Origin of the sequence: Leifsonia sp. 115AMFTsu3.1, assembly GCF_004362795.1 — a bacterium.
Lineage (GTDB): Bacteria > Actinomycetota > Actinomycetes > Actinomycetales > Microbacteriaceae > Leifsonia.
Genome location: NZ_SNYB01000001.1, coordinates 721,897 through 747,231 on the forward strand (window position 1 = coordinate 721,897; position 25,335 = coordinate 747,231).

A 25,335-nucleotide genomic window follows, 5' to 3' on the forward strand; every position below is an offset into this window, starting at 1 on the left:
TGGTTCCTTCCTCGGTGTTCGTGCTCAGAGGGTGAGCAGGACCTTGGTGGCGCGCCGCTCATCCATCGCCCGGTAGCCCTCCGCGGCGTCCTCGAGCGGCAGGGTGAGGTCGAAGACGGCACCCGGGTCGATCTCGCCGTCCATGATCAGCCCGACGAGCTCGGGGAGGAAGTGCCGAACGGGAGCCGGTCCGCCGTGCAGATGCACACCGGAGAAGAACAGTTCCAGGCCGGGGAGCTCGACGTCGTGCGAGACCCCGACATAGCCGACGTGGCCGCCGGCGCGCGTGGCGCGGATGGCCTGCATCATCGACTCCTGCGTGCCGACCGCCTCGATGGTGGAGTGCGCGCCGAGACCGTCGGTGAGCTCCTTGATGCGCTCGACGCCCTCGTCGCCGCGCTCCTCGACGATGTCGGTGGCGCCGAAGCGGCGGGCCAGCGCCTGCCGGTCGGCGTGACGGCTCATCGCGATGACCCGCTCCGCGCCGAGACGCCGGGCGGCGAGGGCGCCGAGCAGCCCGACCGCGCCGTCACCGACGACGGCGACCGTCTTGCCCGGTCCGGCCTCCGCAGCGACGGCGGCGAACCATCCCGTGCCGAGCACGTCGGAGGCGGCGAGCAGTCCGCGCAGCTGGCGGTCATCCGGCTCGCCCGGCACGACGACGAGCGTGCCGTCGGCCAGCGGGACGCGCAGGCGCTCCGCCTGCGTGCCCAGCGATCCCATCGGGACGCGGTGCACGCAGTGCGACTCGTAGCCGGCCTGGCAGATCTCGCACGTGCCGTCGGAGGCGAAGAACGATCCGACCACGACATCGCCGACCTTCACGGTCGTCACGGCGTCGCCGATCTCCTCCACCACACCGACGTACTCGTGGCCCATCGGCGTCGGCCCGTCCAGCGGGTCCGTCCCGCGGTAGGGCCACAGATCCGATCCGCAGATGCAGGCGGCGGAGATGCGGATGACAGCGTCCGTCGGCTGCTCGATGGTCGGGTCGTCGCGGTCCTCCACCCGGACGTCCCGCGGGGCGTGCATGACGACTCCACGCATATGGATGTTCCTTTCGATCGAGTGCCCCTCCATCACACCCTGCGCGTGCCGGCCGAGGGAGTCCCTGCCGTGACGTGTACTGAGAGGGCACCCCTCGGCGGTCCAGGGCGACGTAGCCTCGTTGTCATGGAAAACCGAGCTGAGGTCCGCGAGTTTCTGATGAGCAGGCGCGCGCGGCTCCGACCCGAGATGGCGGGGCTCCCGGCCGGCGACGGCCGCCGGGTGAGCGGCCTGCGCCGCTCCGAGGTCGCCATGCTCGCGGGAGTCAGCGTCGAGTACTACGCGAAGCTGGAGCGCGGCATGATCTCCGGCGCCTCCGCATCCGTCCTCGACGCCGTGTCGCAGGCGCTGCAGCTCGACGACGCCGAGCGCGCGCACCTGTTCGACCTGGCCCGCGCCGCCGACGGCATCCCCACCTCCGGGCGCTCCCGTCGCCGCGCGAGCACCCGCAACCCGGCGGGCCGGCCGAGCCTGCACTGGATGCTGGAGGCGGTGACCGAGGGGATCGCCGTGGTGCGCAACCCGCAGTCCGACGTGATCGCGTTCAATGCGCTCGCCCGGGCGTTCTACGCCCCGATGATCGGAGACGGCGGTCGCACCCCGAACTTCGCCCGCTTCCAGTTCCTCGACCCGGCGTCCCGCGACTTCTACCCGGACTGGGACCTCTTCGCTGACATGTGTGTGGCGATGATGCGGGCGGAGGCGGGCCGCGATCCCCACAATCCGGCCCTGCAGGAGCTCGTCGGGGAGCTTTCCACCCGCAGCGACGAGTTCCGGCGGCTGTGGGGGGCCCACAACGTGCGGACGCACGGCACCGGGACGAAGCGCTTCCATCATCCGGTCGTGGGGGACGTCACCCTCGCTTTCGAGGAGCTGGCCGTGACCGCGGAGCCGGGTCATGTCGTGCTCGTCTACACCGCGGAGCCCGGGTCGGAGTCGGCGCAGAAGCTCCGGCTGCTCGCATCGTGGGCGGCCGAGCACCCGGCCGCGCAGGAGGGGATCGCCGCCGCCGCCCTCGGCGGGCTATCCTCGCCCCGTGATGGTGAGGGCCGGTAGGGCTTTCCAGCGCGTCCCGTGAGGGGGAGCCGATGACGTTCCACGAACTCCATCGCGGCGACCGGCCGCTTCTGCTGCCCAACGCGTGGGATGTGGGGTCGGCGATCGCCTTCGCCGCGGCGGGCTTTCCGGCGATCGGCACGACGAGCTTCGGCGTGAACGCGGCATCGGGCCGCCCGGACGCGGAGGGTGCGGGCCGGGAGCCGACGCTCGCCCTTGTCGAGCGGATCAGTGCGCTCCCGGCGTACATCTCGGCCGATATCGAGGACGGCTTCAGCGACGACGCGGAGGAGGTCGCCGACCTCGTCGCAGGCCTGGGCGTCGCGGGTGTGAACCTGGAGGACTCCTCCGGCGGTCATCTCGTGGACCCCGCCATCCTCGCGGCCAAGATCACGGCGATCACTCGGAGCGCACCCGACGTGTTCGTCAACGCGCGCGTCGACTCCTACTGGTTCCACGAGGAGGCGACCGTCGACGCCGTCGCCGAGCGGGCGAAGCGGTACGCCGACGCCGGAGCGGATGGCATCTTCGTGCCGGGCGTCTCGGACCCGGCGACGATCGAGCAGCTGGCGGCGGCCATCCCGCTTCCCCTCAACGTGCTCGTCGTGCCGGGCCTCGGCCTCGACCGCCTCGGTGAGCTGGGGGTGCGACGGGTGAGCACCGGCTCCTTGCCGTACCGGGTCGCGATCGACGCGGCAGTGGATGTCGCGGCAGCGGTGCGGGACGGCCGCGAGTTCCCGACAGCGACCTCCTACGCGGAGGCGCAGCAGCGGCTGATCGACTTCGCGCGAGCGGCGCCGGAGCCGTGAGGCTCCGACGCCGCCCGCCGTCCGTTTCCGGTGCCGGCTACTTCGCGCCGAGTCCGGTCTGTCGCTTCGCGATCGACGGTGCCGCACCGACGAACTTCGCCAGTGTGACGGTGTCGACGTTCGGCCCGTACGCCGTGGCGTTGCCCAGGCTGAGCGCGCCGCCGTCGGTCGAGAGCGTCAACGGGACCGTCTTGTCCCAATAGCTGCTCCACGAGTAGTTGTGGCGGAAAGCGGCGCGGGTGGTGGCTCCGCCGGCCTCCGCCACATCCAGGAAACGGCTGATCACCTGCGGGTTGTAGTTGATCGCCGCCGACTTGTCGGCGTTGGCTGCTCCGATGACGAGCTGGTAGTCGCCCGCCGCGAAGCCGCTCGGCCGCGGAACGGTCAGCGTGTTCGCCGGGCCGTTTCCGAGGTAGCCGACGTGGCGGACCACGCCCTGCGCGTCCGCGGATCCGTTCGAGCCGGCCGGGTCGGTCTGCACGACCGCCGTGCCGGACAGGGGCAGAGCCTCGGCCTCACTGCGGAAGACGAGAGCCGCATCCGCGTCGGCCGCCTTCTGCGCCGCACCCCGGATCGTCGACACATCGCCGACCAGCACGGTGCCCGCCTCCGCACGGACGGTGAGCTCGTTCACTCCCTGCGGGAGGAACAGCCGCACGGTCGCATCGAAGACGCCCGGCCCGGTGGAGGCCGGAAGGGCCACGGTCCGGCCGTTCACGACCAGGGAGGGCGTCGCCCCGCGACCCGTCGACGCGAAGTGCGTCGTCACGTCGTAGTAGCCCGTCTCGGCAGTGGTCGCGTAGAAGGTGGCGGCGCCGTCGCCCGTCACCGAGGCGTAGCCCCGCGCGGCCGGGTGCTTCCAGGAGAGGGTCGCCCCGCCGGAGAGGCGGGCGTCGACGGCCGGGTACGTCGCCCGCTCACCCGCGGTGACATCGTGGAGGTCGAACCGGTCGAGCGTGATGTCCGCACCGGGCAGCAGGGTCGTCCCGTCGACGCTCGCCCGCAGCGACAGCGCGTGAGTGCCCGCGGTCAGGTGGATCGTGGCATCCGCCGTCCCGCGGTATCCCCAGCCGAGATCGGCGGAGTACTTCACCAGCCGGCCGAAGGCGCCGTCGACGAACAGCGCGTGCTGCCCGGGCGACGCGTTCGTGCCGCTGAGCACCGACAGCCGGTAGTCGCCGGTCGTCGGCACGGTCACGTTCCAGGTCGCGGAGGATCCGGCGCGGTTGAACGAGCCGACGTCCTTGCCGCCGGACGCCATGAAGGACCACTCGCGCGACGGGTCCTGCGTGTAGACGGTCGCGTTCGCGAGAGTAGCGTTCTCGGCCTCCGTGCTGTTCACCAGGTCTGCCGACACCGGCTGCGGATCGGTGAGCCGCGGGGTGATTTCCAGCTGGTACGCCGAGTAGCGGTCACTGTTCGGAACGGTCACCGAGAGCCGCCCGTCTGTGACCTCCGCGGTCGTCGACAGGATCACCGGAGGCTGGAGCGAGGCGCCCTCCGCCCCGTTGAGGCGGTCGGCGCGGACGCGCACGTCGACGGTCGAGCCGAAGGTGGATGCGTCGAGTCCCTTCACATCGACCGCCACGTCCGAGGATCCTCCGCCGAACAGCACGGTGGCCGTGCGAGCGCCGGTGTCGATGGCGGCGAGGCCCTGGAGGGAGTCCGGCGTGTTCAGCTTCGGCGGGGTGACCTGCGCGGTCGTGGAGCCGGCGAGGTCGCCGTACCAGTTGAACATCCACCATCCGCCGTTCGCGCCGTTGTTGCGCGAGGAGTTGTCGGAGAGGTTGCCCGCGTAGTTCCAGTACGCCGTCTGCGCGTCGACCTTCTCGCTCTCGAACATCGAGATCCACTGGATGAGCTGGCCGGGCACGCCCATGTCGCGCAGCATCCCGAACTCGGTGATGTTGACGGGGATGGGCGCGATCCCGAGCCGCTGGAGCAGCGCGGTGTACTCGTCGTGGTGGCCTCGGAACGTGGCCAGGTTGTAGGTGCCGAGTTCGTGCCAGATGAAGATGTCCGGGAGTTCGGAGCGGGCCTTGGCGTAGGCGAGGAAGTCGGCGCTCCGGTCGGGGTGCCAGACGGAATCGCCCGGTCCCCCGACGCGGGCGTGCCCGAGGCCGTGCTCGGCGTAGACGCCCTGGATCACCTGGTAGGCGGCCGACCAGTCGGCGAGGAACTGGTCCTTCTGCGTCGACCAGTTCGGGTACCAGTTGCCGCCGTCCGGCTCGTTGAACGGGATGAAGACGTACTTCTCGGGATGCTTCGACGTCGTCGCGACGTCCTCGACGACCTTCTTGAGAATGGGGAGGTAGTCCCAGACCCCGTCGCCGTTCGCGTCGCCCGGCCGCGTGCCGCCGTTGTAGGGCCAGTCCGGATACATGTCCTGCGCGTAGACGTACAGGTCCTGGCCTCCGCCGGCGAAGAACGACGACTCGACCTGCAGCGCGTCGCCGTTGGGATGCTGAGCACCGAAGGGCGGCTTCTGCGACGTGTTGGTGATGTGGGCGCCGTTCAGGACGGACTGGCTCGGAACCCCGTCGTCGCCGAGGCCGTAGAGCGTGCCGGTGGCGCCACCTCGGAAAGCGCCGGTGGTCTGGGAGAAGTCGACACCGAGGTGGTCGACGCCGGCGGCGCCGGCGGGAAGGGCGGAGAGGCCGCTCACCGCGAGGGCGAGCCCGGCAGTGATGGCGATCGAGGGCGGGAGGATGCTGCGCAGGCGGCGCCTGCGATGTGTTCCGTTCACGCGGTACTCCTTCGTACGGATCGGTTGGACGGTTCCGGGCTCGCGTCGGGTCCCCACTGTGGAGCGCCACTCTGAAACCGCTATCATGATAGCGATATCGCCGCGGCCCGCAAGTGTCGATGTCACCCAATGACCGCGCCGCTGATAGCGCTATCAGAAAAGACTTGCGCTGCGATCTGATAGCGCTATCATGAACCGACGCGGCAACCGGCCGCCACCATCCACGATGACGAGGAGACCGATGACCGACCGCCTGAGCTGGGGCACCGAGAAGCTGACCGTCGAGATCGAATGGTCGGCAGACTCCGCACCCCGAATCGCCGCGGTCGAGCACGACGGGCTGCGGCTCGACATGCCCACGGGGCTCCCGCTGGTCGACGTGCTCGCGGTCAACCAGGGGCACTCGCTCGCCAGCGACCGGCTGGTCCACACGGCGATCGGGCACGACCTCCGCTATGCAGGCCACGACGAGGCGGCCACCGCCACCGGATCGGCCCTGCGGGTCCGGCTCGACCACGTACAGGCCGGCCTCCGCATCGAGCTGCTCCTCGAACTCACCGACGGCCTGTCGGTGCTCCGTTCATCTGCCACCGTCCTCAACGACGGTCACGAACCCGTCGTGCTCCGCTCCATCCCATCGCTCGCGCTCTATCTCGGCGGCAACGGCCGCAGCAGCATCCGCGAGTGGGAGGTCTACCACGCGCTCAGTGACTGGCTGGGCGAAGGGCGGTGGGTGCGCGAGCCGCTCAACGGCGTCCGCTTCCCGCGCCTCGAACAGCAGCTGACCAACCACAACCCGCGCGGAGAGTTCAGCGTGATCTCCTCCGGCACCTGGTCCACCGGCAAGCACCTGCCCGTCGCGGCGGTCCGGTCGACGCGGCTCGGAGCCGCCTGGGCCTGGCAGATCGAGCACAACGGCGCCTGGCGCTGGGAGCTGGGGGAGGACACCGCGAGCGGCTATCTCGCCCTCTCCGGGCCCACCGACACCGACCACCAGTGGAGCGAGGAACTCCGGCCCGGCGAGTCGTTCACCACGGTCACCGTCGCCCTGGCTCTCGCCCGCGACGTCACGTCGGCGATCGGCCAGCTGACCGCCTACCGGCGCGCACACCGGCGGCCCCATCCCGACAACAGCGCGATGCCCGTCGTCTTCAACGACTACATGAACACCCTGAACGGCGACCCGACGACGGAGAAGCTGCTCCCGCTCATCGACGCGGCCTCCCGCGTCGGCGCCGAAGTGTTCTGCATCGACGCGGGTTGGTACGACGACAGCGGCGAATGGTGGGACACCGTGGGGGAGTGGATGCCGAGCACCACACGTTTCCCCGGCGGGCTCTCGGAGGTCATCGACCACATCCGAGACGCCGGGATGGTGCCCGGCCTCTGGCTCGAGCCCGAGGTCATCGGGGTGAACAGCCCGATGGCCGACCGTCTGCCCGACGGCGCCTTCCTGCAGCGCAAAGGCGAGCGCGTCGTCGAGCACCACCGCTACCACCTCGACCTCCGGCATCCGGCGGCGCGCGAGCACCTGGACTCCGTCGTCGACCGGCTCGTGCACGAGTTCGGGATCGGCTTCTTCAAGCTCGACTACAACATCAACCCGGGGCCGGGGACCGATCGGGATGCGGACAGCGTCGGCGCCGGACTGCTGGCCCACAACCGCGCCCACCTCGACTGGCTCGACGGCGTGCTCGACCGCCATCCCGGTCTCGTGCTCGAGAACTGCGGTTCCGGGGCGATGCGCTCCGACTACGCCATGCTCTCCCGGCTGCAGATGCAGTCCACCTCCGACCAGCAGGACTTCCTCAAGTACCCGCCGATCGCGGCGAGCGCGCCGGCCGCGATGCTGCCGGAGCAGGCGGCGAGCTGGGCGTATCCGCAGCCGGAGATGACGATGGAGGAGGTCGCCTTCTGCCTCGCCACCGGACTCCTCGGCCGCTACTACGTCTCCGGGCATCTGGCGCGCATGGACGCCGATCGCCTGGCGCTCGTCTCCGACGCGGTCGGGGCCGCCAAGCAGCTGCGCGGCGAGCTCACCGCATCCACCCCCTTCTGGCCGCTCGGCATCCCCACCTGGGACGCGGGGTGGACCTCGCTGGGGCTCGCGATCGACGACGGCGCCCTGGTGGCCGTCTGGAACCGCGACCCGGCGACCCCCGAGGTCCGGCTCTCCCTTCCGGCGTTCGCCGGACGGGAGCTCACGGTCTCGACCGTCTTCCCGCGATCCCTTCCCGACTGGGAGACCCACTGGGACGCGGGGACAGGAGAACTCACCGTCACCAGCCCCACCGGCGAGGTCGGCGCGCGGGTCCTCCGCCTCCAGGCCGCGACGAACATCGCGTCCGCACCGCATTCCGCAACCCGAACCCAGTAGCGCTACCGTCGCTACGTCACTCAAGGAGAGCAGTTCAATGAAGATCGCTTGGAAGGGAGCCGCCTCGATCGCGGCCATCGCCGCCGCCGCGGCGCTCGTGCTGTCGGGGTGCAGCGACCCCGGATCCGGAGGCGGCAGCGCGGGCAGCGCGTCGTGGCCGGCGCAGGACACCAAACTCGACGGCGTCGACCTCACCATCTGGGCCGCGCAGAACTCGAACAAGACCCCCGAGAGCGTGATCACGGGCTTCGAGAAACTGACCGGCGCGAAGGTGAAGGTCGTCACCATCCCCGACCCGTACGAGCAGGGCGTACAGACCAAGGTCGCGACGGGTGACAAGCCAGACCTCGCCTTCTGGCAGCCCACGGCTTCCGAGCTCACGGCGCTCAACGCGGCGCAGAACCTGCAGTCGCTGGAGGGCGCTCCGTGGGTGAAGAACTACACCGGCAACCTGGCCGACATGACGGGCACGCTGGACGGCACGCGCTACGCCGCCCTGGTGACCACCCCGGCCGTCATCGGCGTCTACTACAACAAGGAGGTGTTCTCGAAGAACGGGATCACCGCCACCCCGAAGAACTGGGACGAGTTCATCGCCCTGGCCGAGCAGCTGAAGGCCAAGGGAGTCGACCCCTTCTACGAGATGGGCGGCGACAAGTGGGCCACCCAGTGGTGGGTGCAGGCGCAGCTGGCCGACGCCGCCAAGGACGGCCTCTGGGACAAGGTGAACAAGAACGAGGAGAAGTTCACCGACCCGACCATCCAGGGCGCGATCGACAACTATCAGAAGCTGATCCAACAGGGGCTGTTCAACGCCGACATCAAGACCGCGACATTCGTCGACCAGGGGAACGCACTGCTCGGAGGCAAGGCGGCCATGGCGATGCAGGTCAACTCGTTCTTCGGCGAACTGCAGGCCACCTCCAGCACCGAGGAGCTGAACAAGAAGATCGGATTCTTCCCGATCTCGCCGAAGGGCAACGTCGGCACGTACATCCCGGACCAGTCGAACGCCCTCGTCGCCTTCAAGACGGGTGACAGCAAGCGGGAGGCCGCCGCCCGTCAGTTCCTCAGCTACTGGCTCGGAGACGGGTACGCCGACTTCGTGAAGGCGCAGTCGACCGTGTCCCTGATCAAGGGCGTCGACACCCCCAGCAGCGTCCCCACCGCCCTCACCGATGTGGCGGCATCCCTCGACGGGTCGGTCGGTTCGATGCAGGCGCTCGCCGTCGCGAACCCCGACCTGTATCTGAACCTCGCCGACATGATCCAAGGGACCAAGACCCCGGTCCAGGTGGCAGAGGCGACACAGGCGCAGTTCGCACAGCTCGCGAAGGCGCAGGGAGTCAAGGGCTTCTAGCCGACGGGCGTCGGGGCGGACCCCCCACCCGCCCCGGCGCTCCCCGACCACTCGCAGAAAGGCAGACACCGTGACCGCCCAACTCGCCCCGCCCGCCCCCGCGGCCGCGCCGACGGCCCGCCCGAGTGCGCCGCGACCGCGAGGCCGCCGACGGCAGGACCACCCTGCTTGGTTCCTGGTGCCCGCGCTCCTCGTCCTGATCGTCTTCTTCTTCGTCCCGACGATCTTCAACTTCGTGTACGCGTTCACGAACTGGTCCAGCTTCCACAGCGACATCGGCTTCGTCGGCACCGACAACTTCGCGGCTCTCTTCACCAACGGCAGCCTGCTGAACGACCTCCGGATCACGCTCGTCTACGCCATTCTCGTCGCCGTGTTCCAGAACGTGTTCGGTCTCATCCTGGCCCTCGTGCTGGAGCGCGACACCCCGATCAACCGCTTCGCGCGCGTCGCCTTCTTCGTCCCCGTCGTGATGTCGGCGCTCGCCGTCGGCTACATCTTCCAGGCGATGCTGAAGCCCGAGGGCGCGCTCAACCAGATCCTCGGCTTCGTCAGCGGGCAGCACGTGTCCATCGCCTGGCTCGGCAGCACCACGTGGACCATCGTCGTCGTCGCCCTGATCCACGCGTGGAAGTGGATGGGCCTCTCCATGCTGATCTACCTGGCCGGTCTCAAGACCATCAACGAGGACATCCTGGAGGCCGCCCGCCTCGACGGCGCCGGCTGGTGGACGACGTTCCGCACCATCCGGTTCCCCCTCCTCGCCCCCGCCGTGACGTTCAACGTCGCGACCGCCTTGCTCGGCTCGATGAACGGCTTCGACGTCGTCCAGGCGACGACGGGAGGCGGCCCCGGTGGAACGACCGAGCTGCTCAACATCTTCATCTTCCGCACGTTCGGGCAGGGACTGTTCGCGCAGGCGACCACCATGAGCCTCACCCTGTTCCTCATGGTGACGGTCCTGGCCTTCCCGGTGATCTACTTCCTCCGCAGAAGGGAGAACGTGCTGTGAGCGCGCTCGCCTCCACCGCCCGCCGTCGCCGCCGGCCTCTGAAGCCCTCGCGCGTCGTCCAGCCGATCGTCGCCATCCTGCTGGTCGTGCTCCTGCTCGGCATCCCCTTCTGGCTGGTCGTCGTGACCGCGGGAAAAGACCAGGCCGAGGCCCTCAACCCCAGCCTGGCGCTGCCGACCAGCTGGCACCTGCTGCCGAACTTCGCGACCGTCCTGGACCAGGGACGCATGGTCCCCGCCTTCTTCGGCAGCCTGCTCATCATGGTGCCGTCGGTCTTCGGCGTCCTCCTCCTCGGCGCGATGGCGTCGTGGATCCTGGGCCGACGGCGCGGGCGCGCGATCTCGTTCGTCTATGCGCTCGGCATCAGCGGGATCGTGCTCCCGCCCGCGGTCGTGACCATCGTGCTCCTGCTCCGCCAGTTGGGGCTCGCGGGCACGGCCGTCGGGATGATCGGCGTCTACATGGGCATGTACATGTCGACCGTCATCTTCTTCGTGACGGGTTTCGTCCGCACCATCCCGGTGGAACTGGAGGAGGCGGCGCGCGTCGACGGCGCCGGCCCGGTGAAGGTGTTCTTCCGTGTCATCCTGCCGCTGCTGACCCCGACGCTCGCGACGGCGACGATCCTGATCTGCCTGTACATCTGGAACGACGTCTTCTACGCGCTGTTCGTGGTGGGGGGACGGCTCGACACCCTCCCGCTCAACCTCTACCAGGTCGCCAGCGCGGGTCTGTACCTGCAGAACTGGCACCTGATCTTCGCCTACATCATCCTGATGAGCCTTCCGCTGCTGATCACCTTCACGGTGATGCAGCGCCGCATCATCTCGGGCATCACCAGCGGGGCCGTGAAGTGACGGAGCGGGGCGCGTGGCTATGCTGAGGGCGATGCCGAACAACGCGCCGAAACCGCCCGTGATCAGCGACGTCGCGCGCCGCGCCGGCGTCTCGGTCCCGACGGTGTCGCGCGTCCTCAACGGCGCCGCGTACGTGTCCGACGAGAAGCGCTCACGCGTCATGGAGGCGATCCGGGAGCTCGACTTCCGTCCCTCCGCCGCCGCGCGCGCGCTGGTGGCCCGTCAGCCGCGGCTCATCGCCGTGATCGCCGGCAACACCTCCCGGTACGGGTACGCCGAGACGATCCGTGGGATCGAGGAGCGCGCCCGCGCGGCCGGTTACACCGTGAGCATCACCGTGGTGGAGTCCGCCGACGATGAGACCGTCGACGGGGCCGTGTCGCTCGTGCTCGATCAGCCGATCGCCGGGGTCGTCGTCCTCAAGTTCGACCCGCCCGGCGTCGCGGCGCTTCATCGGCTTCCGAAGTCCATCCCGACCGTGTCGATCTCCGGCGTCCGGGAGTCGGGGGTTCCCCAGGCGGTGCTCGCCGAGGCGGACGCCGCGGAAGAGGTCGTCGACTACCTCCTGGAACTCGGCCACTCGACCGTCCATCACGTACGAGTGCCGCCGTCGCGCAAGGAGGACGGCCGAACGACCGGCTGGAAGCGGGCGCTGACCGCCCGCGGAGCCCCGGTCCCCCCGCCGGTCGACGCCACCTGGGAGCCGGAGTCCGGGCGCGAGATCGGACGCGCCCTCGCCGACGACCCGTCCGTCACCGCCGTGTTCTGCGGAAACGACGAGATCGCGATGGGAGTCATCCGGGGTCTCGTGGAGAAGGGCAAGCGCGTGCCGCAGGACGTCAGCGTCGTGGGGTTCGACGACCATCCTCTCGCCCGGATGTGGAGCCCGCCGCTGACCACGGTGGACCAGGACTTCGTCGGGCTCGGCTCCCGCGCCTACGACCTGCTCGAGCGCGTGATCGCGGGCGGCAAGGTACGGAAGTTCTCCTCGGAGCGCCCGACCGTCGTCATCCGCGAGAGCACGGCGCCGCCGCCCGCCTGACGACGGGAGTGATGCCTGATCGCGGCCCCGCCGGACCGGGGGCGTATGACTGGAGCATGACGAACACTGCTGCCACCACCGACGGCTGGACGGGCGCCTGGGCCGGCGATCCCGGCGAACTGGTGTACGGACTCGACCTGTCGCGGTTCGCGGACGGCGACGGCGACGGGTTCGGCGACTTCGCCGGGGCGATCGAGCACCTCGACTACGTCGCCTCGCTCGGGGTGACCTGGATCTGGCTGCTGCCGTTCTATCCCAGCGCCCGTCGCGACAACGGCTACGACGTCGACGACCATCTCGCCGTCGACCCGCGGTTCGGCGACCTCGACAGCCTGCGCGCCTTCCTCGACGCGGCGCACGAGCGGGGGATGCGCGTCCTCATCGACGCGGTGCTGCACCACACCTCGGACCGGCACGCCTGGTTCCGCGCGGCCGTCGACGCGCCGGACTCCACCGCCGGACGCTTCTTCATCTGGAGCGAGGACGACTCAGTCGAGCCGGGCGACCATCCGATGTTCCCGGGCGAGGACGACGCGGTCTGGGCGTACGAGCCCCGGGCCGGCCGGTACTACCACCACCAGTTCTACGAATTCCAGCCGGACCTCAACGCCACGGATCCGGACGTGTTCGAGGAGATCGTCCGGGTGCTGAGCTACTGGCTGGAGGTCGGCGTCGACGGCTTCCGCATCGACGCGGCCCTCCTGATCGTGCAGGGCAAAGGCCGGCCGGACACGGATGTGGACGACGGCTCCTTCTTCGACCGCCTGCGCGCACGTCTCCGCGAGGTGAAGCAGGATGTGGCGCTCATCGCCGAGGCGGACGAGTCGCCGGAGCTCATGGCGGCCCTCGTCGAACGCGGCCGGTTCGAGGCGGTGATCGACTTCACGCTGAACAACTCACTCATGCTCGCGCTCACCCGGGGTCGGGCGCAGCCACTCGTGGACGCCCTCCGGCGTCTCGACGACACCATCCCGCCCGATGCGCGGCTCAACTTCGTGCACAACGCCGACGAGCTCGACCTGCAGCAGTTGAGCGACGACGAGCGGAAGGAAGCGTTCGAGCATTTCGCGCCCGACCCGTCCATGCTGATCTACGGGCGCGGCATTCGGCGCGGCTGGGCGCCGATGATGCAGCCCGATCAGCGGGTGCGCATGACCCTGAGCCTCCTGTACGCGCTGCCGGGCGTCCCGCTGTTGCTCGCCGGCCAGGAGCTCGGAGTCGGCGACGACCTGAGCATCGAGGGTCGCGGGGCCGCCCGGACCACGATGCAGTGGGACGATTCGCGGTGGGGCGGGTTCACGAGCGCGGAGGAGTCGCCCCTCACCCTGCCGGCGCAGGTCGACGGGCCGTACGGATTCCGGGAGGTGAACGTGCGGGCGCAGGAGGGCGACCCGGCGTCGCTGCTGACCCTCGTGCGGAGGATCGCGGAGCTCCGCCGGGAGAAGGGGGCGGGTGCAGCCGGATGGACGGCGCTCGACGTGGGCGCCCCCTCCGTCCTCGCCCTGCGGCGGGACGGGCTCCTCACCGTGCACAACCTGTCGGGCGAGTCCGTCCAGCTCGATCTCGCCCGTCACCTCGACCTCGGGCGCGAGCCGGAGGCGCCGCTCGCGGAGGGATGGGACGGCCGGGTGCTCGGCCCGTACGGCTTCGCGTGGCTGTCCCTGTGAGCGCATCCGACGGAGTGTCGACGGCGGGATGCCCTACTCGACACCGCGTACAGCGCTGCCGCCGGCCGGCTCCGCCTAGCATCGCAGTGCGCGCGGCCCGTCGTGGAAGGCCGCGCGCACCTTCTTCCCCTGGATGGCCTTCGCTAGACGGCGCGGATGGTCCAGGATGCGGTGGCCGATGCTCCCGGTTCCAGCACGATGAGGTCGGTGCCCGAGTTGTAGGCGTCCGGCGGGCACGTCATCGGCTCGACGGCCAGTCCGAGTCGGTTCAGCTCAGGGACGGGCTGGTCGGCCGTGTGGATCTGTACCCACGGGCAGTCCTCGCCCCAGGCGAGCTCCACTCCGGTGCCCTCCGCGGTCGTGACACGGACGACGGCCGCGCCGCCCGCCGAGCGGGAGAGGCCCGTGAAGGCGTGGTCGATGAACGTGTCGCCGATGGTCCGGGGCGTGCGGAAGTCCCAGTCGCCGCCCTGCTCGGTCGCGACGTCGGCGAGGCCGGTCGGGATCAGGCGGTCCTCGGTGACGGTGAGCACCTGATCGGCGGGGAGGGACAGCGTCCAGTCGTCCACTCGGCCGTCGCCCGCGACGAGGTACGGGTGCGGGCCGGTGCCCCACGGGGCGCGCGTCGGCCCGGTGTTCGTGCCGGTCACCGTCGTGTGCAGGCCCTCCTCGTCGAGGGAGAACGCGACCGTCACCTCCACGCGGTGCGGGTAGCCGGCCTGCGCCTCGATGGTCGCGGCGAACGTCACGCTGTCCGCGGCTCGATCGACCGCGACGAAGTCGAGCCAGGCCGCCAGTCCGTGCAGGGCGTGCCCGCGGGTGGGCTCGGTGAGCGCGAGCTGCTGCTCGACGCCGTCGAAGGTGTAACGGCCGTCGACGACCCGGTTCGGCCAGGGTGCGAGGGTGGCGCCGCGGAACGCGGGACGCACCTCGTCGGCCTCGAACGGGACGACGAGGTCGCGTCCGTCGAACTGGAGCGTCCGCAGGGTGGCGCCGACCGACGCGATGGTCGCGTGGTAGTCGCCCGCCGTGAGGCCGAAGTGGGTACCGGAGATGGGTGTGCTCATCCGCCCATTCTCTCCAACCCCTCCGCCCACCGTCGAGTCCGCAAACTTTGCACGCTCTGGAGCTCCAGAGCGTGCAAAGTTTGCGGACTCGACGGCGGGGGAAGAGGGGCGTCAGGCGGAGGCGCGGAGGGCGGCGTAGAGGTCGGCGCGGGCGGCGAAGGACGTGAGGTCGCGACCGAGCAGCCGCTCCGCCTCGGCGACGCGCGCACGGAGTGTGTGGCGGTGGATGCCGAGCTTCCGGGCGGCGACGTCGTACACGCCGTCCGAGTCGAGCCAGGTGCGCAGGACGCCCGGCAGCGACGGATCCGCGGCGGTCAGCGGGCGGAGCGCGCTCTGCGCCACCGCGCGGGCGTCCGGCGTGTGCAGCAGCGCCAGCATCCCGGCCCCGGCCACGTCTTCGAACGAGGGGATGGGGTCATCGGCGGTTGCGCGGCCGCGCGCCGCGATCGCCTGCTCCAGGGCCGCGGGCAGCGCATCCAGCTCGGCCGGAGCCGACAGCCCGCCGCGCAGGTCGAACCGCACCGCGATGGCCGAGGCCGCGTCGTCGTCGCCGAGCACGAGGAGGTCGGCGCCCTCCCGCGCGAAGAAGCCGGATGCGTTGCTCTCGAGCCAGTCGAGCGCGGCGGCGATCGCCGGGCCGCTCAGCACGGCGACGCGGAGCGGCGCGGCGGGGAGCGCCCCCAGCACCGGCTCGGCGACGGACGCGGCGACACCCAGGTCGCCGGCGAGCAGGGCGCGCCACACCGCCGTGCGGAGACGCTCCCGTGCCGCGTCGGCGGCCCGCGACTGTTCGAGCGCCAGCCCGGCCAGGGCGACGACGCCGGTCACGACCTGCTGTGCGGCGGCATCCAACCCGTCCGACCCGACGGCCAGGACGCCGCGGAGGCGCCCGGCGGCGCCGAGGGTCTGCAGAGCGAACGGTCCGGCGTCGGTCCCGACCGTACCCGCGGCGCGACGGCCGCTCCGCAGCAGCGGGTCGGCGGCGTCCGCGAGCGCCTTGCGTGCCCGCGCGTCGAGCACACCCGACGGGTAGCTGCGCGCAACGGCGCCGTCGCCGCCGACGAGCGCGACCGGTCGCTCGATCTGCCGCGACAGCTCGGACAGCACGGCGCCGAGGGCATCCGGCCGCAGGGCCGCGAGCGAGATCGCGCGCGACGCACGCAGCGCCCAGGTGCTGCGGGCGTACGCATCGGCCGCCACGCGGTCGGCCACGAAACGCGCGATCGCGATGAACGGCGTCCGGTAGGGCACCTCGAACAGCGGGAGGCCGTGCCGGGTGCACGCCTCGACGAGCGCTGCCGGCGCCCCGTCACGGACCACCTCCGTCCCGAAGCCGAGCGCCGCGATGCCGTGTTCGGCCAGCCGGCCGACGTACGGCTCTGCGTCCTCCGGCGGCTCCGTCACCAGCAGCACCTGGCCGCGCGACAGGAAGGGCGTCGGGTCGGGCAGGTCCGAGCTGTGCGCCCAGGCGAGGGACGCATCCGGGTCGCCCACTCCGGCGGGGGTCAGCAGGCGCAGGCCCAACTCGCCGCGCGCGAGCAGCTGGGTGAGGGTGGCGGGCATCGTGCTCCATCTGCCAGGGTGTCGATCCCCGACGCTGCGATTGTACGTCGCGTCCAGGTCGTGGTTCGCGCCGACTTCTTACATTCGACACATGACCATCCTCGACACCGCCATCGACACCCCCGTCGGCGGACCCTCGCTCCCGCAGGAGCGCCGGCTCGTCACCCCGATCCCCGGCCCCGAGTCGCGCAAGCGCGCCGAGCGCAAGGCCCAGGCCGTCGCCGCCGGCGTCGGCACGACCATCCCCGTCTACACGGTCGCAGCGGGAGGCGGCGTGCTGGTGGATGTGGATGGCAACTCCCTCATCGACTTCGGCTCCGGCATCGCCGTGACCGGCGTGGGCAATTCGGCCCCGCGCGTCGTCGACGCCGTCAGCGCGCAGGTCGCGGCCTTCACCCACACCTGCTTCACCGTCGCGCCGTACGACTCGTACGTCGACGTCGCCGAGGCGCTCAACCGGCTGACCCCCGGCGACTTCGCCAAGCGCAGCGCCCTGTTCAACTCGGGTGCGGAGGCCGTCGAGAACGCCGTCAAGATCGCCCGCCACTACACGGGCAAGCAGGCCGTCGTCGCGTTCGACCACGCGTACCACGGCCGCACCAACCTCACGATGGGCCTCACCGCCAAGAACCAGCCCTACAAGAACGGCTTCGGGCCGTTCGCCCCGGAGATCTACCGCGCACCGCTCAGCTACCCGCTGCGCGACGGAGGTCTCTCCGGCGCGGAGGCGGCCAAGCGCGCCATCGCCATGATCGAGAAGCAGATCGGCGCAGCCAACCTGGCCGCGCTCATCATCGAGCCCATCCAGGGCGAGGGCGGCTTCATCGTCCCGGCCGACGGCTTCCTCCCCGCCCTGCAGCAGTGGGCGAACGCGAACGGCGTCGTCTTCATCGCCGACGAGGTGCAGACCGGCTTCGCCCGCACGGGCACCATGTTCGCCTCCGAGCAGTTCGGCATCGTCCCCGACCTCATCGTCACCGCGAAGGGGATCGCGGGCGGCCTCCCGCTGTCGGCCGTCACCGGTCGCGCCGAGATCATGGACGCCCCGCAGGTCGGCGGCCTCGGCGGGACCTACGGCGGCAACCCGCTCGCCTGCGTCGCCGCGCTCGCCGCGATCGAGACCTACGAGCAGGAGGACCTGGCGGCGCGCGCCCGGCAGATCGGCGACATCCTGTTCGAGAAGCTGGGCGCCCTGCGCGATGCGGACGCTCGCGTCGCCGAGGTGCGCGGCCGCGGTGCGATGGTCGCGATCGAGCTCGTCGACCCCGCAACAGGCGAGCCGGATGCCGCGCTCACCGCGAAGGTCGCCGCCGCGGCCCACGCGGCCGGTGTCGTGCTGCTCACCTGCGGCACGTACGGCAACGTCATCCGCTTCCTCCCTCCGCTGAGCATCCCGGACCACCTCCTCATCGAGGGCCTGGACGTCGTCGCAGAGGCGGTGGCGGGCGCATGACCATCGTCGACACCACCGCGGAGCTGACCGCACGTGAGGCCGAGCTGCTCGCCCGCGTGCCCGACGGCCTGTTCATCGCGGGCCGCTGGGAGGCGGGCTCCCGCGACCCGATCCAGGTGCAGGATCCGGCCACCGGGCGCGTCATCAAGCGCATCGCCAACGCCGATCCTTCGGACGGGATGCGCGCGCTGGATGCCGCGGTCGCCGCCGCCGACGAGTGGGCCGCCACCGCGCCCCGCGTCCGCGCCGAGATCCTCCGCCGCGCCTTCGACCTGCTGCAGGAGCGCCGGGACGACTTCGCCCTGCTGATGACGCTCGAGATGGGCAAGCCGCTCGCCGAGGCGAACGGCGAGGTCACCTACGGCGGCGAGTTCCTGCGCTGGTTCTCGGAGGAGGCGGTGCGCATCTCCGGCCGCTTCGGCCAGAACCCCGAGGGCACCGGCACGATGGTCGTCTCGCAGCGCCCGGTCGGCCCGTGCTTCCTGATCACGCCGTGGAACTTCCCGCTCGCGATGGCCACCCGGAAGATCGCCCCGGCGCTCGCCGCGGGCTGCACGGTCGTGGTGAAGCCCGCCGAGCTGACGCCCCTGACCACGCTGTTCTTCGCTCAGCTGCTCGCCGATGCCGGTGTGCCCGCCGGCGTCGTGAACGTCATCCCGACGAGCACGGCGCGCACGGTCTCCGAGCCGATCATCGCCGACCCGCGCCTGCGCAAGCTGTCGTTCACGGGATCGACCCCGGTCGGCCGGTCGTTGCTCGCCCAGGCCGGCCAGAACGTCCTGCGCACCTCGATGGAGCTGGGCGGAAACGCGCCGCTCGTCGTGTTCGGCGACGCCGACCTCGACAAGGCGGTGGAGGGCGCGATGCTCGCGAAGTTCCGCAACATCGGCCAGGCCTGCACGGCGGCGAACCGGTTCATCGTCCACGAGTCGGTCGCCGACGAGTTCGCCCGCCGTGTCACCGAGAAGGTGCAGGCGCTGCGGATCGGGCGCGGCACCGAGGAGGGCGTCACCATCGGACCGCTGATCGACGACCGTGCCGTCGCATCCATGTCGGCCCTGGTCGAGGATGCGGTGGGCCGCGGCGCCCGCGTGCTCACCGGCGGTGCCGCGCCGGAGGGCGACGGCTCCTTCTTCGAGCCGACCGTGATCGTGGATGTTCAGCCCGGCAGCGAGATCCTCCGCGAGGAGATCTTCGGGCCGATCCTCGCGATCACCACCTTCTCGACCGAGGACGAAGCGGTGGCCGCGGCGAACTCCACCGAGTACGGCCTCGTCGGCTACGTCTTCACCCAGGACCTGGCTCGCGGCCAGCGGATGATCGACCGCATCGACACCGGGATGATGGGGCTCAACACGGGCCTGGTGTCCAACGCCGCTGCGCCGTTCGGCGGCGTGAAGCAGTCGGGCCTCGGCCGCGAGGGCGGCCTGGAGGGCATCCACGAGTACCTCAGCACGAAGTACACGCTGATCCCGGCCTGATCGGGACGACGGGGGAGAGCGCGCCGATCAGTCGGCGCGCTCTTCCGCGTTCAACTCCTGCTTCACGTCGTGCTCGATGAGGACCGGGACGAAGTCGCGGACCGGCGCCCCCTCGAACTCCTCGTGGTGCTTCTCGACCAGCTCGTCGATGCGCTCGCGCGGCACCTGCGGATAGCGCTCGGCGAGCCGCTCGGCGGCGTGCTCGACGGCGAGGTCCTCTTCGCTGGCGTTCTGGCGGTCGTCGATCGTCATGGCGCGATTATGCACCCGCCGGGTTAACGAAGTGGAGGCCTTCTGCCAGGCTGATGCCATGGATGAGACCATCGAAGTAGTCGTCGTTCGCGTGTTCACGAACGAGAGCGGCCGTAACGGCAACGAGCTCGGCATCATCACGAGCTCCCCGGCCACGGCGTCCCGCGAGCAGGACATCGCCAACCCGCTCGGCTTCAGCGAGACCGTGTTCGTGGATGCGCTGGACGAGGCGGGGCGTGCCGCCACGATCCGAATCTTCACACCGGCGCGCGAGCTGCCGTTCGCGGGCCACCCGAGCGTCGGCACGGCCTGGTGGCTGTCCGATCAGCGGACCCCGGTCGACGTGCTCCGGGAGCCCGCGGGGGACGTCGAGGCCACCGTCGACGACGACACCGCGTGGATCACCGCCCGCGCCGAGTGGGCGCCCACCTTCGAGTGGCTCGAGCTCCAGTCGCCGGAGGATGTGGACGCGCTCGACCCGTTCGCGTTCACCTCCGGCCACCACTACGCCTACGCCTGGATCGACGAGGCGGCGGGGACGCTGCGCTCGCGGATGTTCGCACCGGACATGGGGATCATCGAGGACGAGGCGACCGGCGCGGCGGCCATCGCGCTGACGGCACGCCTGGGCCGGCCGCTCAGCATCCTGCAGGGCGAGGGGTCGCAGCTGGCGACCGAGCCGCTGGGCGACGGCCGCATCCGCGTCGGCGGGAGCACGGTCTACGACCGCACGATCGAGGCGACGCTCTAGCAGCGGTCTCCGAAACGCGGCACGCCGCCATCCCGAGCGGGATGACGGCGTGCTGCGCTGTGGAAGGGGCGTGCCTACTCGGCGACGCCCACGTACTCCGCGGCCTCGTCCGGGGTCTGCGCCGCCGAGTCGAGGCGGTCGCGCAGCGCACGGCCGAGCGACGCATCCACGTTCGTCCAGTACTGGATGGCGCGCTCGCGGATGTCCTCGCGCTTCACACCGCCGACGGCGCCGGCGATCGTGTCGAGGAACCGGGCTCGCGCCGCGTCGTCGAACACCTCGCGGTAGAGCGCGCCGGCCTGACCGAAGTCGTCGTCCTCCGCGTGCAGCGTCGCCGCCGAGCGGACGAGCGCGCCGTCGGACTCCCAGGAGCCCTCACCCGCACGCTCCGCCTGGGCGGACGGACCGCCGAACGAGTTGGGCGCGTACACCGGGGCGTCCGCGGGCTTGAAGCCGTGGCGCGCCGCGCCGTCCTGCGAGTAGTTGTGGACGGGTGCGACCGGGCGGTTCACCGGCAGCTCGTTGTAGTTGGTGCCCACGCGGTAGCGCTGGGCGTCCGGATACGAGAACACGCGGGCCATCAGCATCTTGTCCGGGCTGATGTCGATACCGGGAACGGTGTTGGCGGGCGAGAACGCGGCCTGCTCGATCTCGGCGAAGAAGTTCTGCGGGTTCTCGTTGAGGGTGTGGATGCCGACCTCGATCAGCGGGTAGTCGCTGTGCGGCCACACCTTGGTCAGGTCGAACGGGTTGAAGCGGTACGTCTTGGCGTCCTCGTACGGCATGACCTGGACGGACACGCGCCACGCCGGGAAGTCGCCGCGCTCGATCGCCTCGTACAGGTCGCGGCGGTAGTGGTCCGCGTCGGCGCCGGCCAGCTGCTCGGCCTCGACGCCCGTGATCTCCTCGTTGCCCTGCAGCGAGTGGAAGTGGTACTTCACCCAGAAGCGCTCGCCGGCCGCGTTGATCCACTGGTAGGTGTGCGAGCCGTAGCCCGGCATGGTCCGCCATGAGCGGGGGAGACCGCGGTCGCCCATGAGGTAGGTGACCTGGTGGGCCGACTCGGGCGACAGCGTCCAGAAGTCCCACTGCATGTCGGCGTCGCGGAGGCCGGATCCGGGGAGGCGCTTCTGCGAGTGGATGAAGTCGGGGAACTTGATGCCGTCGCGGATGAAGAAGACGGGAGTGTTGTTGCCGACGATGTCGTAGTTGCCCTCGGTCGTGTAGAACTTCACCGAGAAGCCGCGCACGTCGCGCCAGGTGTCGGGCGAGCCCTGCTCGCCGGCGACGGAGGAGAACCGCTGGAGGGTGCGGGTGGCGGTGCCGGGCTGGAAGACCGCCGCCTTGGTGTAGGCCGTCACGTCGCCGGTGACGACGAACTCGCCGAACGCGCCGCCGCCCTTTGCATGGACGATGCGCTCCGGGATGCGCTCGCGGTTGAACTGGGCGAGCTTCTCGACGAGGTAGCGGTCGTGCAGCGCGGTGACGCCGTCGCGGCCGGCCGTCAGCGAGTGGGCGTCGCTGGCGACGGGGGTTCCGGTCTGGGTCGTTGTGTAGTCGTCCGTCATTGTTCTCCCGGTGTCGGTGAGCGCTCGCGAGTGCTGAGCGTTCAGGGTTGCTGAGCGCGCGCGGCGCGCTCCTGGCAGGACGGGCACAGACCCCAGAAAGTGACTTCGGCCGTGTCGATCGCGAAGCCGCCCGCATCCGAGGGATGCAGGCAGGGCGCGTGACCGACGACGCAGTCGACGTCGGCGACCGCACCGCATCCGGTGCACACCACGTGGTGGTGGTTGTCTCCGATGCGCCGCTCGTAGAGCGCAGCCGAGCCTGCCGGCTCGATCCGCCGCAGCAGTCCCGCCGCAGTCAGGTCGCCCAGAACGTTGTGGACGTTCTGGATCGACGTACCCGGAAGGGTCGGCAGCAGCGTCCGGAAGACGGTCTCCGCGTTCGCGTGCGGCCGGTCGGTCAGCGCTTCCAGCACCGCCACCCGGCCACGTGTCGCTTTCAGGCCGGCATCGCGCAGTGCGCTCTCGAGCCGTGCCGTGTCCATGACCCGAGCTTAGCCCGATATTTTGAATAGCTAAAAATACGTGATGACCCGGGCGTGGCGCCGCCCGAGTTCGGCGCGCGACCGGCGGACCGGCAGCTTCTCATGCGCGACGGTGACCGGGCCGATGGCTTTGCTGATCGCGCGCAGGGCGTCGCCCTCGGTCTCGGCCTCGACGGCGACGACCATGCGACGTCGGTCGCGGTTGCGAATCACGGTGAGCTCCATGACGCTCCTCTTCCTCCCGCCCCCTGCGGGTCTCATCCACTTGAGACGAGAGCACGGGACGGTCGTGACGCGGGCGGTCGGCGTTCGCAGAGGTCTGTCAGGAATCGCTACCGCGAGCGGGAGCGGAGGCGGGTCTCCTCGAGATCGAGCAGCGCCTGCGCCTCGGTGAGGACGCGGGAGGGATACGACCCGCGGGAGCGTTCGAGCAGCAGCCGCTCGCGCTCGGCATCGACGACGGCGAGCCGCAGCGTCCGGTAGACGTGGTGCGGGCGGCTGTCCTGGGGTGCGTCGCTCAGCAGGGTGCGCTCCCACGCGGACTCCGCGCGCAGGTACGACGACTGCCGCACCCGCTCGACCACCTCAGGGTCGATCGTCGTCATGGTCTGGGCCGCGGTCTCCGGGTCGTCGAGCACCGCGAGTCCCGCCTCGCTCAGGTCGTCGAGGAGCTGCGCGAGCAGCCGGCGGTCCTCCCGGGCGTCCGCGCCCTGGAGCCCGAGGGTCCGGATCAGCCAGGGCAGCGTCCCCCCCTGCACCACCAGGCTGACGAACGCGACGGTGAATGCGATGAGGATGAGTTGGGGGCGGTAGGGGATGTCGCTCGGCAGCGACTGCGCGGCCGCCAGGGTGACGACGCCGCGCATCCCGGCCCAGCCGAGGACGACGCCGCCCTTCCAGTCGATCGCCTCCTGCCGGTACTCCTCCAGGTCGGTGCGATGCCGCTCGTACCGCTGCTCCGCCCGCTGCTTCCGCAGGGCCTGCCATCGGTAGCGGACGGGATGGTCGCGGAAGTAGCTGATCATCAGCCACTCGCGCAGCACGGAGCGTTCGGCATGCTCCGCGCGTCTTCGCAGGCCGAAGATGAGCGGGACGATGAGCACGAACCGGATGACGATGAGCGAGAGCACGGCGATGAGCCCGAGGCCGACGGCGTTCCACACGCTCAGCACCTCGGGGTTCTCGACGTCGCTGACCAGCGTCCGCAGTTCGAGGCCGATGAGCAGGAAGACGCCGTTCTCGAGCAGGAACTGGATGGTGCGCCAGTTGATCTGGTCGCTGATCCTCGCCTGCGCGCTGAACTGACGCGGTGCGGCGTGCCCGGTGTAGAGGCCGGTGATGACGACTGCGAGGACGCCGGAGCCGTGCAGGGCCTCGGTCGGCGCGAACGCGGCGAACGGGACCACCACGGAGAGCGCCGTGTCGAGCACCGGGTCGCTGAGCTTGGATCGCACCCACACCGAGACGAAGCCGACGACGAGACCCACGACGAGCGCGATGACCACGGCGGAGATGAAGTCGACGACGCCCGCCCACGGAGTCGCGAGGGCGCCGAGCGCGGCCGCGAGGGCCGTCCGCAGGAGCACGAGGGCGGTCGCGTCGTTGACCAGGCCCTCGCCTTCCAGCACGGTCAGGAGGCGGGGTGGGAGACCGAGCTTGCGGCCGATCGATGTGGCCGCGACGGCGTCGGGCGGGCTGATGATCGCGCCGAGCGCGATGGCCGCCGCGAGGTTGAGATCCGGCAGCATCGTGTACAGCACGAAGCCGGAGGCGAAGGCCGTGATCACGACGAGCACGACGGAGAGGCCGGCGATCGGGGCGAGGTTCCGCCGGAAGTCGGTCAGCGGGACGCTGATGGCCGCCGCGTACAGGATCGGCGGGAGGAGGCCGTCGAGGATGATCTCGGGCGGCACCTCGATGTCGGGGACGCCGGGCAGGAACGACAGCGTGACGCCGACGATGACCAGGATGATCGGAGCCGCGATGCCGAGCTTCCGCGAGAATGCGGCCACGCCGACGATGACCGCCACAGCGATCACCGCATAGACGCCCAGCTCCATCCTCTAAGCGTACGGGGCCGTCCGGCGGGGCGCCCTGGTCAGCGGGGGCGGAGACCGTCGATGGCCATGGCGAGGACGCGGTCGCGCTGCTGGTCGTCGTCGAAGGCGACCCCGGCGATCCCGGACACCATGCGGATCACGTCGCCGATCGTGGCGTCGGAGCGCAGCTCACCCGCTTGCTGCGCCCGGCGGACCAGCGGCTCGCCGGCGTCGTAGAGCGAGGTGCGGCAGCTGAGCAGCACGGGGGAGTCCTTGTTGAGGCCTTCGATGAGCGCCCGCTTCGTACCGACGTAGGCGATGAAGCGGCGGAGCCAGGCCTGGACGGCCTCCCAGGGCTCGAGCGATCCCGCCTCCTCCGCTGCGCGGACGACGGCGGCGACCTCGTCGATGTATACGGCCTCCACCAGCGAGTCGCGCGTGGGGAAGTTGCGGTACAGCGTCCCGATCCCGACCCCGGCGCGGCGGGCGATGTCCTCGAGCGACGCGTTCGGTCCCTGCTCGGCGAAGGCCTCGCGTGCGGCGGCGAGCAGCGCGTCGAAGTTGCGTCGGGCATCCGCCCTCTGCGGTCGGGCGACGCTCGGTGCTGTGGTCTCGGTGCCGGTCACGGCAGCTGTCCTTTCGGGTCGGACCTCGGGGGTCGAAAACTCGAGGTTGCGAAGCGGAGGCACCCTCCGGTAATGTATTG

21 protein-coding genes are annotated in these 25,335 nt (G+C 70.6%); 11 read left to right on the forward strand and 10 right to left on the reverse strand.

From position 1 onward, the window contains the following. Nucleotides 1–24: 24 nt before the first annotated feature. Nucleotides 25–1,047, reverse strand: a complete 1,023-nt coding sequence (locus tag AXZ95_RS03660; RefSeq protein WP_018189654.1) for a zinc-dependent alcohol dehydrogenase family protein — start codon at nucleotides 1,045–1,047, stop codon at nucleotides 25–27. A gap of 126 nt (nucleotides 1,048–1,173) precedes the next feature. Between AXZ95_RS03660 and AXZ95_RS03665 the strand changes: the two genes are divergently transcribed. After that, nucleotides 1,174–2,103 carry a helix-turn-helix transcriptional regulator gene (locus AXZ95_RS03665; RefSeq protein WP_196802418.1) on the forward strand — a complete coding sequence of 310 codons (930 nt, stop codon included), beginning with the start codon at nucleotides 1,174–1,176 and terminating at the stop codon, nucleotides 2,101–2,103. 32 nt (nucleotides 2,104–2,135) lie between these two features. Further along, nucleotides 2,136–2,912, forward strand: coding sequence for an isocitrate lyase/phosphoenolpyruvate mutase family protein (locus AXZ95_RS03670; RefSeq protein WP_018189656.1), 777 nt, complete (start codon nucleotides 2,136–2,138; stop codon nucleotides 2,910–2,912). A 37-nt stretch (nucleotides 2,913–2,949) separates the two neighbouring features. Here the strand turns inward: AXZ95_RS03670 and AXZ95_RS03675 are convergent, their stop codons facing one another. Beyond that, a complete protein-coding gene (locus tag AXZ95_RS03675) occupies nucleotides 2,950–5,658 on the reverse strand; it encodes a CBM35 domain-containing protein (protein WP_018189657.1) in 2,709 nt (902 codons plus the stop codon). Between the two features lie 241 nt (nucleotides 5,659–5,899). On the opposite strand from AXZ95_RS03675, the gene AXZ95_RS03680 reads away from it, so the two are divergent. The 6 genes from AXZ95_RS03680 (at nucleotide 5,900) to AXZ95_RS03705 (ending at nucleotide 13,973) form a co-directional block, all read left to right on the forward strand. Then, a complete protein-coding gene (locus AXZ95_RS03680) occupies nucleotides 5,900–8,035 on the forward strand; it encodes an alpha-galactosidase (protein WP_018189658.1) in 2,136 nt (711 codons plus the stop codon). Nucleotides 8,036–8,072: 37 nt separating this feature from the next. Further along, the gene (locus AXZ95_RS03685) at nucleotides 8,073–9,395 is read left to right on the forward strand and encodes an ABC transporter substrate-binding protein (RefSeq protein WP_018189659.1); all 1,323 of its coding nucleotides are present in this window, start codon (nucleotides 8,073–8,075) and stop codon (nucleotides 9,393–9,395) included. Nucleotides 9,396–9,465: 70 nt separating this feature from the next. Continuing rightward, nucleotides 9,466–10,407, forward strand: a complete 942-nt coding sequence (locus tag AXZ95_RS03690) for a sugar ABC transporter permease (RefSeq protein ID WP_231374329.1) — start codon at nucleotides 9,466–9,468, stop codon at nucleotides 10,405–10,407. Next, nucleotides 10,404–11,264 (forward strand): carbohydrate ABC transporter permease, encoded by an 861-nt coding sequence (locus tag AXZ95_RS03695; RefSeq protein WP_018189661.1) that lies wholly within the window; start codon nucleotides 10,404–10,406, stop codon nucleotides 11,262–11,264. Before AXZ95_RS03690 ends, AXZ95_RS03695 begins: the two co-directional genes overlap by 4 nt. 31 nt (nucleotides 11,265–11,295) lie before the next feature. After that, entirely contained in the window at nucleotides 11,296–12,306 is a 1,011-nt protein-coding gene (locus AXZ95_RS03700) for a LacI family DNA-binding transcriptional regulator (protein ID WP_018189662.1), read from the forward strand. A 56-nt stretch (nucleotides 12,307–12,362) separates the two neighbouring features. Further along, complete coding sequence (locus AXZ95_RS03705) at nucleotides 12,363–13,973, forward strand: alpha-amylase family glycosyl hydrolase (protein WP_018189663.1); 1,611 nt, start codon at nucleotides 12,363–12,365, stop codon at nucleotides 13,971–13,973. 143 nt (nucleotides 13,974–14,116) lie between these two features. Here the strand turns inward: AXZ95_RS03705 and AXZ95_RS03710 are convergent, their stop codons facing one another. Both AXZ95_RS03710 and AXZ95_RS03715 read right to left on the reverse strand, forming a co-directional pair. Next, the gene (locus AXZ95_RS03710) at nucleotides 14,117–15,040 is read right to left on the reverse strand and encodes an aldose 1-epimerase family protein (protein WP_018189664.1); all 924 of its coding nucleotides are present in this window, start codon (nucleotides 15,038–15,040) and stop codon (nucleotides 14,117–14,119) included. 111 nt (nucleotides 15,041–15,151) lie between these two features. Beyond that, nucleotides 15,152–16,603: a PucR family transcriptional regulator gene (locus AXZ95_RS03715; protein ID WP_018189665.1), complete on the reverse strand. Its 1,452-nt coding sequence runs from the start codon at nucleotides 16,601–16,603 to the stop codon at nucleotides 15,152–15,154. A 91-nt stretch (nucleotides 16,604–16,694) separates the two neighbouring features. On the opposite strand from AXZ95_RS03715, the gene gabT reads away from it, so the two are divergent. Next, entirely contained in the window at nucleotides 16,695–18,056 is a 1,362-nt protein-coding gene (gene gabT / locus AXZ95_RS03720) for a 4-aminobutyrate--2-oxoglutarate transaminase (RefSeq protein ID WP_018189666.1), read from the forward strand. Further along, complete coding sequence (locus AXZ95_RS03725; protein WP_018189667.1) at nucleotides 18,053–19,537, forward strand: NAD-dependent succinate-semialdehyde dehydrogenase; 1,485 nt, start codon at nucleotides 18,053–18,055, stop codon at nucleotides 19,535–19,537. Before gabT ends, AXZ95_RS03725 begins: the two co-directional genes overlap by 4 nt. 27 nt (nucleotides 19,538–19,564) lie before the next feature. On the opposite strand, the gene AXZ95_RS03730 is transcribed toward AXZ95_RS03725, so the two are convergent. Beyond that, on the reverse strand, nucleotides 19,565–19,789 hold the full coding sequence (locus tag AXZ95_RS03730; protein ID WP_018189668.1) for a hypothetical protein: 225 nt from the start codon (nucleotides 19,787–19,789) through the stop codon (nucleotides 19,565–19,567). A 58-nt stretch (nucleotides 19,790–19,847) separates the two neighbouring features. Between AXZ95_RS03730 and AXZ95_RS03735 the strand changes: the two genes are divergently transcribed. After that, on the forward strand, nucleotides 19,848–20,540 hold the full coding sequence (locus tag AXZ95_RS03735; protein WP_018189669.1) for a PhzF family phenazine biosynthesis protein: 693 nt from the start codon (nucleotides 19,848–19,850) through the stop codon (nucleotides 20,538–20,540). A 74-nt stretch (nucleotides 20,541–20,614) separates the two neighbouring features. On the opposite strand, the gene AXZ95_RS03740 is transcribed toward AXZ95_RS03735, so the two are convergent. From AXZ95_RS03740 to AXZ95_RS03760, 5 genes are all read right to left on the reverse strand, one after another. Continuing rightward, nucleotides 20,615–22,108, reverse strand: coding sequence for a catalase (locus AXZ95_RS03740; RefSeq protein ID WP_018189670.1), 1,494 nt, complete (start codon nucleotides 22,106–22,108; stop codon nucleotides 20,615–20,617). Nucleotides 22,109–22,149: 41 nt separating this feature from the next. Continuing rightward, nucleotides 22,150–22,590 (reverse strand): Fur family transcriptional regulator, encoded by a 441-nt coding sequence (locus AXZ95_RS03745; protein WP_018189671.1) that lies wholly within the window; start codon nucleotides 22,588–22,590, stop codon nucleotides 22,150–22,152. A gap of 30 nt (nucleotides 22,591–22,620) precedes the next feature. Then, the gene (locus AXZ95_RS03750) at nucleotides 22,621–22,815 is read right to left on the reverse strand and encodes a hypothetical protein (protein ID WP_018189672.1); all 195 of its coding nucleotides are present in this window, start codon (nucleotides 22,813–22,815) and stop codon (nucleotides 22,621–22,623) included. A 107-nt stretch (nucleotides 22,816–22,922) separates the two neighbouring features. Continuing rightward, nucleotides 22,923–24,650, reverse strand: coding sequence for a sodium:proton antiporter (locus tag AXZ95_RS03755; protein ID WP_018189673.1), 1,728 nt, complete (start codon nucleotides 24,648–24,650; stop codon nucleotides 22,923–22,925). A 38-nt stretch (nucleotides 24,651–24,688) separates the two neighbouring features. Further along, a complete protein-coding gene (locus AXZ95_RS03760) occupies nucleotides 24,689–25,255 on the reverse strand; it encodes a TetR/AcrR family transcriptional regulator (RefSeq protein ID WP_018189674.1) in 567 nt (188 codons plus the stop codon). Nucleotides 25,256–25,335 lie beyond the last annotated feature (80 nt).